This is a genomic window from Streptomyces sp. NPDC054842 (genome assembly GCF_053611025.1).
This window is the reverse complement of sequence record NZ_JBSGZN010000014.1, coordinates 1-12,780: the sequence shown is the minus strand read 5'-3', so window position 1 is coordinate 12,780 and position 12,780 is coordinate 1. Positions and strand designations below refer to the sequence as shown.

12 protein-coding genes are annotated in these 12,780 nt (G+C 68.6%); 6 read left to right on the top strand and 6 right to left on the bottom strand.

Annotated features, from left to right (window positions below):
* Nucleotides 1-140 precede the first annotated feature (140 nt).
* From ACWGIS_RS13455 to ACWGIS_RS13445, 3 genes are all read right to left on the bottom strand, one after another.
* Nucleotides 141-356: a hypothetical protein gene (locus tag ACWGIS_RS13455; RefSeq protein WP_453362538.1), complete on the bottom strand. Its 216-nt coding sequence runs from the start codon at nucleotides 354-356 to the stop codon at nucleotides 141-143.
* Nucleotides 357-468: 112 nt separating this feature from the next.
* On the bottom strand, nucleotides 469-1,002 hold the full coding sequence (locus ACWGIS_RS13450) for a GNAT family N-acetyltransferase (protein ID WP_453362537.1): 534 nt from the start codon (nucleotides 1,000-1,002) through the stop codon (nucleotides 469-471).
* A gap of 367 nt (nucleotides 1,003-1,369) precedes the next feature.
* A complete protein-coding gene (locus tag ACWGIS_RS13445) occupies nucleotides 1,370-2,398 on the bottom strand; it encodes a hypothetical protein (protein ID WP_453362536.1) in 1,029 nt (342 codons plus the stop codon).
* Nucleotides 2,399-2,984: 586 nt separating this feature from the next.
* Between ACWGIS_RS13445 and ACWGIS_RS13440 the strand changes: the two genes are divergently transcribed.
* The gene (locus ACWGIS_RS13440; protein ID WP_453362535.1) at nucleotides 2,985-4,124 is read left to right on the top strand and encodes a DUF475 domain-containing protein; all 1,140 of its coding nucleotides are present in this window, start codon (nucleotides 2,985-2,987) and stop codon (nucleotides 4,122-4,124) included.
* Between the two features lie 529 nt (nucleotides 4,125-4,653).
* Here ACWGIS_RS13440 and ACWGIS_RS13435 read toward each other — a convergent pair.
* The gene (locus ACWGIS_RS13435) at nucleotides 4,654-5,142 is read right to left on the bottom strand and encodes a TIGR02611 family protein (protein ID WP_453362534.1); all 489 of its coding nucleotides are present in this window, start codon (nucleotides 5,140-5,142) and stop codon (nucleotides 4,654-4,656) included.
* Nucleotides 5,143-5,696: 554 nt separating this feature from the next.
* Between ACWGIS_RS13435 and ACWGIS_RS13430 the strand changes: the two genes are divergently transcribed.
* The 3 genes from ACWGIS_RS13430 to ACWGIS_RS13420 all read left to right on the top strand — a co-directional run bounded on the left by ACWGIS_RS13430 (nucleotide 5,697) and on the right by ACWGIS_RS13420 (nucleotide 9,407).
* A complete protein-coding gene (locus ACWGIS_RS13430; protein WP_453362533.1) occupies nucleotides 5,697-6,170 on the top strand; it encodes a hypothetical protein in 474 nt (157 codons plus the stop codon).
* Nucleotides 6,171-6,439: 269 nt separating this feature from the next.
* Nucleotides 6,440-7,528 (top strand): multiple monosaccharide ABC transporter substrate-binding protein, encoded by a 1,089-nt coding sequence (gene chvE, locus ACWGIS_RS13425; protein ID WP_453362678.1) that lies wholly within the window; start codon nucleotides 6,440-6,442, stop codon nucleotides 7,526-7,528.
* 154 nt (nucleotides 7,529-7,682) lie between these two features.
* Complete coding sequence (locus ACWGIS_RS13420; RefSeq protein WP_453362532.1) at nucleotides 7,683-9,407, top strand: SpoIIE family protein phosphatase; 1,725 nt, start codon at nucleotides 7,683-7,685, stop codon at nucleotides 9,405-9,407.
* Nucleotides 9,408-9,434: 27 nt separating this feature from the next.
* On the opposite strand, the gene ACWGIS_RS13415 is transcribed toward ACWGIS_RS13420, so the two are convergent.
* Entirely contained in the window at nucleotides 9,435-10,211 is a 777-nt protein-coding gene (locus ACWGIS_RS13415; RefSeq protein ID WP_453362531.1) for an acetoacetate decarboxylase family protein, read from the bottom strand.
* Between the two features lie 112 nt (nucleotides 10,212-10,323).
* Nucleotides 10,324-10,569 carry a hypothetical protein gene (locus ACWGIS_RS13410; protein WP_453362530.1) on the bottom strand — a complete coding sequence of 82 codons (246 nt, stop codon included), beginning with the start codon at nucleotides 10,567-10,569 and terminating at the stop codon, nucleotides 10,324-10,326.
* 374 nt (nucleotides 10,570-10,943) lie between these two features.
* Here ACWGIS_RS13410 and ACWGIS_RS13405 point away from each other — a divergent pair, with 374 nt between their 5' ends.
* Together ACWGIS_RS13405 and ACWGIS_RS13400 are read left to right on the top strand one after the other, a co-directional pair.
* A complete protein-coding gene (locus ACWGIS_RS13405) occupies nucleotides 10,944-12,143 on the top strand; it encodes a hypothetical protein (protein ID WP_453362529.1) in 1,200 nt (399 codons plus the stop codon).
* 11 nt (nucleotides 12,144-12,154) lie between these two features.
* Nucleotides 12,155-12,742 (top strand): hemerythrin domain-containing protein, encoded by a 588-nt coding sequence (locus ACWGIS_RS13400; RefSeq protein ID WP_453362528.1) that lies wholly within the window; start codon nucleotides 12,155-12,157, stop codon nucleotides 12,740-12,742.
* The last annotated feature ends 38 nt before the right edge of the window (nucleotides 12,743-12,780 follow it).

Genomic DNA, 12,780 nt, shown 5'->3' with positions numbered 1-12,780 from the left:
TTCCGGATCAGCGATCACGCTCCCGGCGGAGATCATGACGTCGCTCCCCCGGCCCCGGACGGGACGACGAACGGGCCGGCGACAAAGGAGCGCGACTGGGGACACCGACCAGCGACCAGCGACCAGCGACCAGCCGAGCGTCATGGACCGCGACGCCGACCGACCTTCGTTCCGACGACCAGGACGATTCCGCTGATCAGCGCCAGCCCCACGATGATCGCCGCCGCCTGGATCTGAAGAATGGCGAGCGCGGCGACGAGGGCTACGGCTACGAGGCAGCCGAGCACAACCCGGACCTTGGTTGTCGGGGGCGTCGACCGCGGCTCCCGCCACGGGCTCCCCTCGTGATAGGCCATCGCGCACCTCCGGACTGCGGTCCTACCTCCAGGGTGCGCCTGCCGGCGGACCGATGCACGGCGGCCACCCGGACGCAGCCGATGGCCCTGTCCAGGGCATGACGACCCTCGACTACGAGGGGGTCCCGCCGGTGAGGTTCCGTTCCCAGAACACCTCGTCCCGCCAGGCGCCGTCGGCGTAGAAGTGCTCATGGGCGATGCCCCAGGAACGGAATCCGTGCCTGCGCAGGATCGCCTGCGAGGCGAGGTTCTCCAGTTGGGTGTGCGCTTCGAGGCGATGGAGGTCCAGTTCGTCCTGGGCGACCTCCATCGCGAGGCCGACCGCACGGCTGGTGTGCCCGAGTCCCTGGTGGAGGGAGGAGATCCAGTAGCCGAGGAACCCCTTCTGGAACGGTCCGCGCAGGATGGAGCTGATGGTGACCTGCCCGATGACCTTTCCGTCGGACACCACGACTCCGGGCCAGGCGAGCCCTTGTGCGTGCGAGGTCAGAAGGGAGGCGATGACCGACGCCTGGCCGTCGGGCGTGTAGAACTCCGCAGGCTTGGCGGGCATCCAACGCACGTACGCCTGCCTGTCCCGGACGAGCAAGTCCGCCAGTACGGGGCCGTCAGAGGGCTCGATCAGGCGAATCGACGTGGAAGTCACGGGCGTTCTGCTGTCTGGTCGGCTGCGATCGCGAAGGGGCAGCGCAGGAGTCCAACGGGAATTGCGTTCAAGGGTACGCGAGGATGAGCCGCGTACCTCGGCAATTCTTACCGGAGAAGGTGCTCCGGCGAACCTGACCCCCGCCAACTTCCCTGGGCGTCGCGATCGGGGTCGAGAACCGCATCCTGAACAGATACCAGTCGGGAGAAATTGCCGCTTCATGCACGTGACTTGACCGGCGAGGCGTCACCCTTGCCGGCGCACTGAGGGTTTCAGAGACGCCAACTTCACTTCGCCCGGGAAACGGCCGCCCACCTGATCGGCGAGCCATGGTCGCCCGGACGGCACCCGTCACCACGCACCCCGCTCAAGCCGCCACCCGCGTCCGGGAGAACCTCGGCTTGGCCGCCACCAGTAGGGCGGCCACAACTGCCCAGATGGCGAGCGTGATCATCGGCATGAGCATCGGAGTGCCCCTGAAGTAGCTGAGGTTGCCCACGGCTCGGACGGCTGCTCCGGGAGGCAGCACGGGTGAGATGTGGCGTGCCGGGCCCGGCAGGAGGTTGGCGCCGATGACGGCACCACTCGTGGCGTTGCCCAGGGTGAGCAGGATGATCGTGGCGACAGGCACGCCGATCGGACCCAGGTAGGTGCCCAGCATCTGGGTGGTGAAGGCCGCGGCAGCCGCCAGGAGCGCCAACGTGATGGCCAGCGGGAGGACAGGCGCCGGGACGGCACCCAGCACGGGTCCCGCCAGGATGGCCGCGAGAAGGCCGGCAACAGCGGAGAAGACGATGATGAGGACGAAGCGGTGCCGTGGGGGCAAGGCTTTGGTGAGCCCGAGCACGCTCTGCCCGACCACGAATCCCGCGAGGGTGACACCGAAGGACAGATAGAAGCCCGCGAGTCCCCGGGCGTCGAAGGCGACCAGCGGGATGACGTCGGCGACGGTGAGCCTCTGGCCGGTCTCCTGCGCGTAGGTACGGGCAAGGCCCGTGGCGATGGCGGTGGTGGACTGCCCGTTGGCTCCGGCGACTTCGAGGTGCAAGGTGCCGCCGGCGTCGCGAGGCCCCTGACTCAGGGAAGCCACGACCTCGCGGCGATCGAGGGCCTGTCGCCCGGCGGCCGGGTCGGCGACCGCGACGATGTGTGCGCGGGGCCCCAACGCGTCGTCCACCTCGTGGGCGAGCCGGGTGCCCGCCACCGCGACCGGGAGCCCGTGCGGCTGCGGGTCCCGTTGAAGGCCGATGTAGGCGGCGACGAAGGCCGCCAGAACGGTCAGGCCGATGAGCGCGGGCTGCAGCCAGGCTTTCACCGGGACGCGACGCCGCTCGGGCTCGGCGGGCGGATCGGGCGCCGTTTCGCCGGACTCGGCACCGGGTCGGTCGGAGTGCAAGGACGCCTCCGCGAGTGCTGGTGGGCCGAAGTCTTCCTGGGCGTACGTACGAGGTCCTGAGCTCCCAGGGACTCACGTGTCCGCGTGGGAGCGGAACTGGTCGGCATCCTGCCGCCCGCCGCCATGTTCCCTACGGACGGCCGCGACGGTCTCGGGACGGGGAGACCCCGCCGGTACGCACCAGTCTCCCACCGTCGCTTCTCGGTCGCACCGTCGCCGCTCCCCGGTCGCCGCTCAGGACGGGCGTGGATGCTCGGGCGGGGCGGACGACATCCGCGTACGGACTCGGGTGAAGTGACGGCCGGAGCCGGCCGCGCGATGCGGCGGGAGCCATGCGCCTCAGCCCTGGGCGCCTTCACCCCCCCCACGGCGTCTCACATGGGCGTTTCGGCGGGCTGTTGACGTGGCCTCGGAGACCGCGAACGTGCCTGCACCATCAGGCGCGAGGCGGCCGCTCCGAGTGTCGGTGAGCGGCCGGTTCGGAGCCCTGGATCTAGACTTCCCGGGCGGTGGTGCCGTAGGCGCCGCACGGTATGAGGAACCCTCGCCTGCATGCCCGCGAGCCGATTTCACGAAAGGAAGACCAGTGCTTCTGAGAACCTTCGGCTGGTCGTTCGCGATCACCGTCCTCGGTCTGGTCGCAGCGGTCTTCTACGACGGTTGGCATGCTTTCGGAATCGTCGCCATCCTGGCGGTCCTCGAAGTATCGCTGTCGTTCGACAACGCCGTGATCAACGCCGGAATCCTCAAGAAGATGAGCGCCTTCTGGCAGAAGATCTTCCTGACGGTCGGCGTGCTCATCGCGGTCTTCGGAATGCGGCTGATCTTCCCTGTCGTCATCGTCGCCATCAGCGCGCAGCTCGGGCCCCTCGAAGCCATCGACCTGTCGTTCAACGACCCCGACAGGTACAAGGAGCTGGTGACGGACGCCCACCCGGCGATCGCCGCCTTCGGTGGCATGTTCCTGTTGATGATCTTCCTCGACTTCATCCTGGAGGACCGTGAGATCCAGTGGCTGCGCTGGATCGAGCGACCGGTCGCCAAGCTCGGCAGGGTCGACATGCTGTCCATCTGCCTCGCGTTGATCGTGCTGCTGGCGGCCGCGCTCACTTTCGCCACACGGGCGTACCAGCACGGCGGTGGCCACGCGGACAAGGCGGAGACCGTCCTGCTCGCCGGCGTCGCGGGCCTGATCACGTACCTCGTCGTGGGAGGGCTCTCCGGCTTCTTCGAGAACAGGCTGGAGGAGGAGGAAGAACGCGAGCAGGAGGCGGAGGAAGAAGCGGTCCGGGCCGGCAAGCCGGCTTCGACGGTCGTCCTCGCGGGCAAAGCCGCGTTCTTCATGTTCCTGTACCTGGAAGTGCTCGACGCCTCATTCTCCTTCGACGGCGTCATCGGCGCTTTCGCCATCACCAACGAGATCGTGCTGATGGCTCTCGGTCTCGGGATCGGCGCCATGTACGTCCGGTCCCTGACCGTGTACCTGGTCCGCCAGGGCACCCTGGACGACTACGTGTACCTGGAGCACGGTGCGCACTACGCCATCGGCGCGCTGTCGGTCATCCTGCTCGTCACCATCCAGTACGAGATCAACGAGGTGATCACCGGCCTGGTCGGCGTGGTGCTGATCGGCTGGTCGTTCTTGTCGTCGGTCCGCAGGAACCGGGCCATTGCCTCGGCGGGCGGCGACGGCGGGCAGGGTCCCGTGCCACACCAACAGCCGTGACCGGAGCGCCGTTCCAGCGCGGTGCCCGTGGCGAGCGGTCAGTCGACCTTCTCAAGAGACCGCCGCTGTCTCGGAATGGGCACCTGAGACGGAACCACGCCGTAGGCGAGGTCCCCGCCGGGCTCGAGGGGCGTGGCGCTCATCGTGCCCGGCCAGCCGCACAGACGGGGATCGGCCGCGTACGCCGACCAGCCACCGCCGTACTGGAAGGCATCCCCTGCCCAGCGCAGGGACCTGGCGACCGGGGCGAGGTCAACCGCTCCGCGCAGACGCCTCTTCGACCATCTCAGTGACCTCAAGGCATGTCGCATGGCTTACACCTCAATTGTCGGGCAGAGCAGCGGACTTGGACACGCATGCACGGCGCCGCATGCGACCGATTCAAGCAGCCACTGCCATCGCCCATTTCCTGATGACACCTGTTGTCGTGAGGACACCGGCTCTCGACATGGCCGCCTGCTTCACTGGAATTCACCGGATGGCGTCGCCGTCCCGGCTTCACGGCTCTTCGAACCGGACATCCGCACCTCTACAGCATGACGAAAAATCCGAACCTCCACACCCAGAGGAATATCGCCGCCACGAGAAGGACTGCGACGAACGCCGCGATGATCAGGTTTCTGCGCCGCACCGCCGGATCGAGTGCCTTGCGGGCGGCGGTGGTGATCTTGCGTTTGACCCACCGCAACAGAAGCTGGGCCCAGACGAATTCCGTTGCCCAGACACCCACGCCGGCGAATATCACCAGCCAACCCGGCCCGGGCAGCGGCAACAGCACGACGCCCGCTCCGACCACGGCCAGGCCGGCGAAGAACACGCCGACCTTCCAGACCGTGTGCAGCACTTTCGAGCGCTTGATCCGCGCCGGGGCCCGCGAGCCGAGGGCTCTTTCCTCGGGCCGGTCCCGGCCGTCCCCCTCGGCTGGTCCGGCCGGTGGGCGCCATGGCTCCTGAGTCGCAGTGGAACTCGAGCCCGCTGGACCACGGGATTGCTTGTCTGCACTCCCAGTCGCCTTCATACACACAAGCTACTCCCGAATAATCGAGAGCCAAATGGTCACTGTTGGTACTCGCGGATATCAAGACGTCACCAATTGGGGCACGTCGAGATCGTTCGCCGGAATGCGGACGACCGCGGTAGCGGATATCGCGCGGCGGGCGGAGACTAGGGAGGCACCGCCCCGCCGGGATACAGTGCGTCGCCCGACGGCGGAGACGCGCATGGTGCGGGGACGGCCGTTGGAGCGAACTCCTGGCCGCTTCCCGGGGATGGTGCACAGCGCCCCGTGCGACGGACGAGTTTCGTCGACGTGGGTCGTCCATGACCGCAGTGGAATCGGTCGAGACCGGCCGAGAGCACGTGCGGCCCTCGTGTCACGAGTCAGCCATCAGCCGGCAGGTCTTCCACGACGCCCGAACGCACCGTAAGCCGCTGTCGTCCCGGAGCGCCGACGAAGCCCCCGCGACTCCCGCCCAGGGATGCCTCGTAGGCGCCCGGGAGTCCCGGACAGCCGGCCGGGGTCCGGTGACCCCGCCGCTGCCCGCGGGCAAAGGGCGCAGAGGAGTGTTCCGCATGAGCGACCTTTTGGACTTCGTCATGACACAGCACGGCGGTGCCGACGTGTGGAAGGGCGCGCGGAGCGTGACCGCCTCCGTGAACATCCACGGTGCGTTCTGGCCCTACAAGGGACAACCCGGCCTGCTGGGCGTCGAGTCGGTCATCGCGGACCTCACGGCCCAGCGGATCACGATGACCCCGTTCGGCGAGGGACGGACGCTTCACTTCGACGCCGGCGAGGACCTCGTCACGACGACGTCCGGCTGCACCGCTGACCGCCGCCGTCCGGCCACTACGACGAGCAGCCCGGGGTCAGCGTTCCGCGGACTCGAATCCATGCTTTGGAGACCCAACTTCCGTCAATGGACCTGTCCGAAACATGGCGCGACAAGGGTGGCACCGAACTCGCGGCACAGTGCGGTTGCGAACAGGGCGAGAACACTGGAGCGTTCGCCATTTCGAACATCATCGGCGCCTGAACTGCCTTGACTGGACAACCAGTTGATGCAGTCGTCTTCGCACCTCACATCCGCTGCTGCTTTCGTGAAGAAGGCGTATCCGCTTGCCGCACGTCGAGATAGGGTCGGCTTCCGGCACCGGCGATGACGCAGGGCGCAATCCGTCATGGAGTCATACGCCTGTGGCCGCCCCCCGCAAAGCCTCCCCGACGCAGCGGAACGGGTGAGGACATCCGGCCTCCCCTTTTTATGGCTCACGAGCCCCGCTGAACGTCAGTCACCCAGTGAGGAACGATGAGCATGCGCGCCCGCACCACCGTAGCTGCGGCCCTTTCCACCGTCCTGGCCCTCTCCCTCTCCGCGTGCGGCGACAGCGCCGGCGAAGGAGACGACGGCACGGCCTCCATCGGCATCGCCATGCCCACCAAGACATCCGAGCGATGGATCAACGACGGCCAGGACATGGTCAAGAACCTCAAGGTGTTCGGCTACAAGTCCACGCTGAAATACGCCGGCGACAACCCCGAGACCCAGGTCGCGCAGGTGGAGGACATGATTTCCCAGGGGGTCGACGCCCTGGTCATCGCGTCGGTCGACGGCCACGCCTTCAAGGACGTGCTGGACAAGGCGCACGACGCTCACATACCCGTGATTTCCTACGACCGGCTCATACTCGACACCGAGAACGTCGACTACTACGCGTCCTTCGACAACGTGGAAGTCGGGGAGCAACAGGCCCTGTTCATCGCCGAACAACTCGGCCTGGTCAATGGCACCGGCAAGGGCCCGTTCACGGTCGAGCTCTTCGCCGGGTCCTCGGACGACAACAACACGCGCTTCTTCTACAAGGCCGCGATGGACATCCTCAAGCCGTACATCGCGCAGGGCGACCTGGTCGTCAGAAGCGGAGAAACCGAGCTCGAAGAAGTCACCACCCGTCGCTGGGACGGTGTGCTGGCCGAGAAGCGAATGAACAGAATCCTCGACGCCGACTACGCGGGAAAGCGCATCGACGCCGTCCTGTCTCCGTACGACGGGATGTCGCTCGGCGTCATCAGAGCGCTCAAGAAGCACGACTACGGCACCGCCGGCCGCCCCCTGCCCCTGGTGACCGGGCAGGACGCCGAGATTCCCTCGATCAAGTCGATCAAGGCGGGCGAGCAGTCCCAGACCGTGTACAAGGACACCCGCAAGCTGGCTCTCATCACGTCCTACATGGTCAACGCGGTGCTGAACGACAAGAAGCCCGCCATCACCGACGAGGAGACGTACGACAACGGCCGCAAGGTGGTCCCCGCGTATCTCCTGCAGCCGGTGAGCATCGACAAGAGCAACTACCAGTCCGTGCTCGTCGGCTCGGGTTACGTGGACAGCGGCGATCTGGACTGAGCCGTTTGGGCGGTTGGTGACAGACGGCGCCTGCCACCACCCGTTCGTCACGCTGGGTGAAAACACCTGGCTCCTCGCGAGACGACGGTCACCATGGGCATGCAATTACGGCCTGGGGGGAACTCGGACAAGTCTGTAATCACCGAGGAGGGTCATGGACGTCGCCGATGCCGACACGGGCGGTTCCCCCGTGCCCGGGCACGAGATGCGTTCCGGCACCCTGCTCGGGACGGCTCTCGAAGGCCTGCACGCGGCCGCCGTCCTCGTCGATGACGACGGCCTGCTGGTCGCGTCCAATCGCGCTGCCCAGAACGTTCTGGGCCGCAGCGCCGAGGACCTGGTCGGCCAGGACTCCCACGACCTGCTGCACCGGGACTGCCACGGGCACGCCGTGCCTCGTACGCGCTGCGCCATGAGGAAGGCGCTGCTCACCCGGCGTACCGAGCAGGGTGAGACCGAGTGGTTCGCGCGCGGTGACGGGACCCTGATCGGGTTGTCCTGGATGGTCACGCCCTATGCACTCGGGTCCGGCAGGACGGGCGCGCTCGTGCTGCTGTACGGCGCACAGCGTGAAGCGCCGAAGCGGGGCGACGAGGGGAATCCCGCCCCCCTGTCGGAGCTCGACCGCCTGGCACTGCTGGCGGAGACCACCACCCAGCTCACGTCCACCCTGGACATCGACGAGGCCCTGCACCGCCTGGCGGCCCTGACGGTGCCCCGGCTGGCGGACTGGGCGATCTTCGACCTGCTCATCGACGGGGACGAGGTCCGACGCTCTCTGGTGATGGAGCACAAGGACGGCGTCCTGGTCCAGCGCGACGACCTGCAGGGCCCCATGCCTCCCGTCCCGGAACTGTCACCGATGCCGCTGTCCCGCGCCCTGCGCGGCGCCGCCTCCTCCCTCGCCGGGCCCTCCACCTACCAGGGCCCGCCCGACTCGGGTATCGCGGTCGAGCAGCAGCGCCTTTTCAGCGAGACCGGCATGCACTCAGCCGCCATCGCGCCCATCCGGGGTCTGCGCGACGTGTTGGGTGCTCTGACCCTGGGTCGTTCCCAGCGCCCCGGCGCCTTCACCGCCGGCGACCTGCCGCTCCTCGAAGACCTCACCCGCCGGGCGGGACTGGCGCTGGACAACGCCCGCCTGTACCAGCGTCAGCGCAAGGTCGCCGAGACCATGCAGCGCCACCTGCTGCCGCAGCTCCCCACGATCCCCGGGGTGCAGATGACGGCACGCTATGTGCCCGCTCCGCACGCCTCCTCCGTCGGCGGCGACTGGTACGACGCCTTCGCGCTGGCGGACAGCGCCCACGCGCTGGCAATCGGTGACGTCGTGGGGCACGATCTCGACGCCGCGGCCGGTATGGCCCAGGTGCGCAACATGCTGCGGGCCTTCGCGTGGTCGCAGCCCGACAGCGCCCCCAGTGCCGTCGTCAGCCAACTCGACGATGCCGTACGGCACATCGCCGAAGTCCCCATGGCTACCATGATCCTGGCGACGCTCGCCCGGCGTGACGACGGGCAGTGGGCGCTGCACTGGACTAACGCCGGTCACCCGCCCCCGCTGCTGGTGAGCCACGACGGCCAGGCCCGCTATCTCGAGGACGCCCACGGCATACTCCTCGGAACCGGGCTCAACAGACCCCGCCCGGACGCTCTCACGGTCCTGCCGCCCCGGTCCACGCTCCTGCTCTACACCGACGGACTGGTCGAGACCCCGCACCGCTCGATCGACGAGGGCCTCGACCGGCTGCGCCGGCACGCCGCCGCCCTCGCCCACCGTTCCCTGGACTCCTTCTGCGACTCCCTGCTGGAGCAGGTCCGCCCGACCGGCAACGACGACGACGTCGCCATGCTGGCCCTGCGCACGCCCGCCGACTAGCGCGACGGGCGCGCGCCTCGGGCCTGTTCACCGGTGGCGGGACGTCCGGTCCGCCGTCCCGGTCGGATGTCCTGCGGCGGGAAGGCGGATGTCCAGGTCCGTCAGAAGCACTCCCGTGCGGCGTCCGGCCGGGAACCAGTCGCGCAGTGCCGGGGGTGCGTCGACGCGGACGCTCAGCCGGGCCCGGCGGGTTCGGCCGCGGGCACGCGCGCGGAAGGTGAACGGCGTCCCGTCGGGGCCGAGTTGGAGGAGCGGCAGCACTGGGGGGACATACGCCGGAAGCGGGAGCCGGCCGGCGGTCGTCTCGACCTCGATGCGCCAGCCGCGGCCAGCCGCCGCTGTGCGTGTCACGCCGTAAGGGGTTCCCACCGGTTCTTCCCGGCCGTCTTTCGGGTGGTCCGGGTCCTGGAAGTGCGCCGACGTCTTCGGGAGGGCCCAGTTCTCGCGTCCGGCGACGAGGCCGGCCGGTGAGTCGACCGCCATGAAGGGCACGGTCGCGAACAGCGCGGCGGCCCGCCGGTAGACCACCGCCGCGGTGATCTCGTCGTAGGGGCCCACCGGTGTCGACTCGTAGTGGATCAGAGCGCCCACCACCAGCTCGGGTGTGGCGTCCCCGCGGACGGGCGCCGGCACGGCCGCGTCGATCGCCCGGCGAGCCGGGGCGTCGGGGCGGCCCGTCCAGCACAGGGCACGGGCCCGTACCGTCCAGGGAGCCGGTGACCGATTCTCCGGCAGACCCACCTTCTCCTCCGGGCTCAGGTCGATGCCCGGCACGCCCACGAGGTCGGCGTAGGTACGGCGCACGATCGCTCTCCGTTGTGATGTCCCGGCGGTGTCCGTCCCGGCCAGGGGTTCGGCTGGTGGGGGCGGTGCCGACCGGGGTCGGCGGTGGTCGGCCGGGGGTCTGTGCCGCTGGTCAGGCGCCCGTCTTCGCGGCCATCGCGTCCAGGGTCGCGGCCAGTTCCCTGATCTCGTGGTCCGAGGGCGTCTGCGTGCCCAGCCGCTCGGCGAGATCACCGCGGGTGAGCAGGACGGCGGCCTCTCGGTGTTCGTCGGAGGCGAGGGAGGCGGCGTCGAGCACCTGGGCGCGTCCCTGCAGAAGCACGAGCGCGGCGTCGTCCTGCGAGCCGAGCAGTTCCCGGACGTGGCTTTCGCTGATCATGTGCGGATCGGCCTTTCTGCGTAGGGGGCGGCCGAGTACCCCGTCCTGCCGGCTCTACTTCCCGGTACGCGGCCCGTCCACGGTGGAGCTCCGGTGCCGGTCCGCCTTGCGGCGGCCCGCGTGAGGTGGCTCGGCGGCGCGGCTGACACGGACGTGCGGGGACGGGCCGACACGTCACTCGTCTGGAGCAGTCCGCACGAGTCGGACTTCCTCGTCGGCGTCCACCAACCGGGTGGCGGCTCGCCGAAGGCGGGCGGGGCGGGGCGGCACCGGCTGTGGGCAGTGCCAAGGATGAGCCTTTCCCCCGTTCACGAAGTGAGATCTTGGTCGCCCTGGGTAATCGGGCGTACCCACAACCGGCTGAGGAGACGCAGGTGACCTTCAATCCCCTTGAGGAGCGTGGCATCCCGCTCGACCGTCAGTTGCGGAACTGGCGCGAGCTGAACGTCGAGCCGATCGACCCCGACCACTGCGACCCGTACACCCGATGCCGCATCATCACCATGAACGGCATCGAGGTCGAAGCGATCATGTTCAGCCATCAGCTGGCACGCAACACCGTCGACCCCGAGGTGAAGCGACAGCTCGCCCGGACCCGGTACATCGAGGCGCAGCAGCAGAAGGTCGTCAACTGGCTGCTGCCCGGCGTCTCTTCGGTCCTGGAGACGACGATCGCCTACGAGCAGGTCGCGGTCGACCTCACCGCCTGGGTGGCCCGGATGGAGCCGGACCCCTACCTGAAGCAGGCGTACCAGTTCGGCGTGCTGGAGGACTTCGACCACCTGTACCGGTACGCGAACCTGTACGAGATGATCGAGCACCGCAAGGCGGAGTCGATCGTCGACAACCTGACCGAGGTCATGCCGGGCCGGCCCACGCGCTTCCACCACCGGAACCCGGTCGACAACGTGCGCGACCCGTACGACAAGGACGCCACGAACCCGCTGTCGAAGCTGCACGCGCTGACGATCATGTCGGCGGAACAGCAGACGATGAACTTCTACATGAACACCGGTCCCACCTACATGGAGCCGATGGCGCGCCAGCTCTACCAGGAGATCGGCCTCATCGAGGAGGAGCACGTCACGCACTACGAGTCGCTCGTCGACCCCGGCGAGACGTGGTGGGAGCAGCTCGTCAACCACGAGTACAACGAGTGCTACCTCTACTACTCCTTCATGGAGCAGGAGAGCGACCCCAAGGTGAAGGCGATCTGGGAGCTGCACCTGAACCAGGAGCTGGAACACCTGCACATCGCCTGCGACCTGATGCGCCGTCACGACGGCCGGGACCCGGAGTCGGTGCTGGCTCCCGAGCTGCCGAACGTGCTCACCTTCGAGCCGAACAAGGGCTACCTGCGCGAGCTGCTGGACACCCAGATGGACCTCACCACGCTCGGTGCGGGCTATGTGCGGGAGGCGCACGAGCGGTTCGAGAAGATGCAGGAGGACATCCACGGCGGCGAGGCACCGCCCAGCGACCGGGTCATGGCCGAGCACGACAGCATGTTCGGCCGCGAGTACCGGGTGCAGACCGAGGGCGAGCACCCCGACCCGTCCCAGCGAGAGAAGTGAGGCGGCCGGCCATGACCGAACTGCAGACCCCGCAGGCCGGAGACGACGGCGCGCCGGACGACGACGTGGTGGCCCTGCTGATGCGCCAGCACGGTGACATCCGCAATCTCTTCGACGAGGTCGAGGCCTCCAGTGGGGACGCCCGGCAGGACGCGTTCCGCCGGCTCGTGCGGTTGCTGGCGGTGCACGAGACCGCCGAGGAGGAGGTCGTCCATCCCTTCGTCCGCCGCAACGTCAAGGGCGGCGAGGAGATCGTGGACGCCCGCCTGGGCGAGGAGCGTGCGGCCAAGGAGACGCTGAGCGCTCTGGACGACACGGACACCCGCGACCCCAAGTTCATGCCGCAGCTCCTCGCGCTGCGCGCCGACGTCCAGGAGCACGCCCGGGCCGAGGAGCGCTACGAGTTCACCCACATCCGCCGCAGCACCGACGCGGCCGCCCTGGCCACGCTGGCCAAGGGCGTCAAGGCCGCCGAGGCCATGGCGCCCACCCGCCCGCATCCGGGCGTGGAGTCGGCCACGGCCAACGTGGCGCTGGGCCCCGTAGCCGCTCTGATGGACCGCACCCGGGACGCCGTCCGCAAGGCCATGGACGGCTGACCGCCCCCAGGACGACCGGCGACCGGGGACCGCGGATG

Bases quoted from the DNA above. Each gene is read 5' to 3' on its own strand.
- ACWGIS_RS13455 (WP_453362538.1), bottom strand. From the start codon at position 356: ATGGCCTATCACGAGGGGAGCCCGTGGCGGGAGCCGCGGTCGACGCCC.
- ACWGIS_RS13435 (WP_453362534.1), bottom strand. From the start codon at position 5,142: ATGAAGGCGACTGGGAGTGCAGACAAGCAATCCCGTGGTCCAGCGGGC.
- ACWGIS_RS13430 (WP_453362533.1), top strand. From the start codon at position 5,697: ATGAGCGACCTTTTGGACTTCGTCATGACACAGCACGGCGGTGCCGAC.
- chvE (WP_453362678.1), top strand. From the start codon at position 6,440: ATGCGCGCCCGCACCACCGTAGCTGCGGCCCTTTCCACCGTCCTGGCC.
- ACWGIS_RS13420 (WP_453362532.1), top strand. From the start codon at position 7,683: ATGGACGTCGCCGATGCCGACACGGGCGGTTCCCCCGTGCCCGGGCAC.
- ACWGIS_RS13410 (WP_453362530.1), bottom strand. From the start codon at position 10,569: ATGATCAGCGAAAGCCACGTCCGGGAACTGCTCGGCTCGCAGGACGAC.
- ACWGIS_RS13400 (WP_453362528.1), top strand. From the start codon at position 12,155: ATGACCGAACTGCAGACCCCGCAGGCCGGAGACGACGGCGCGCCGGAC.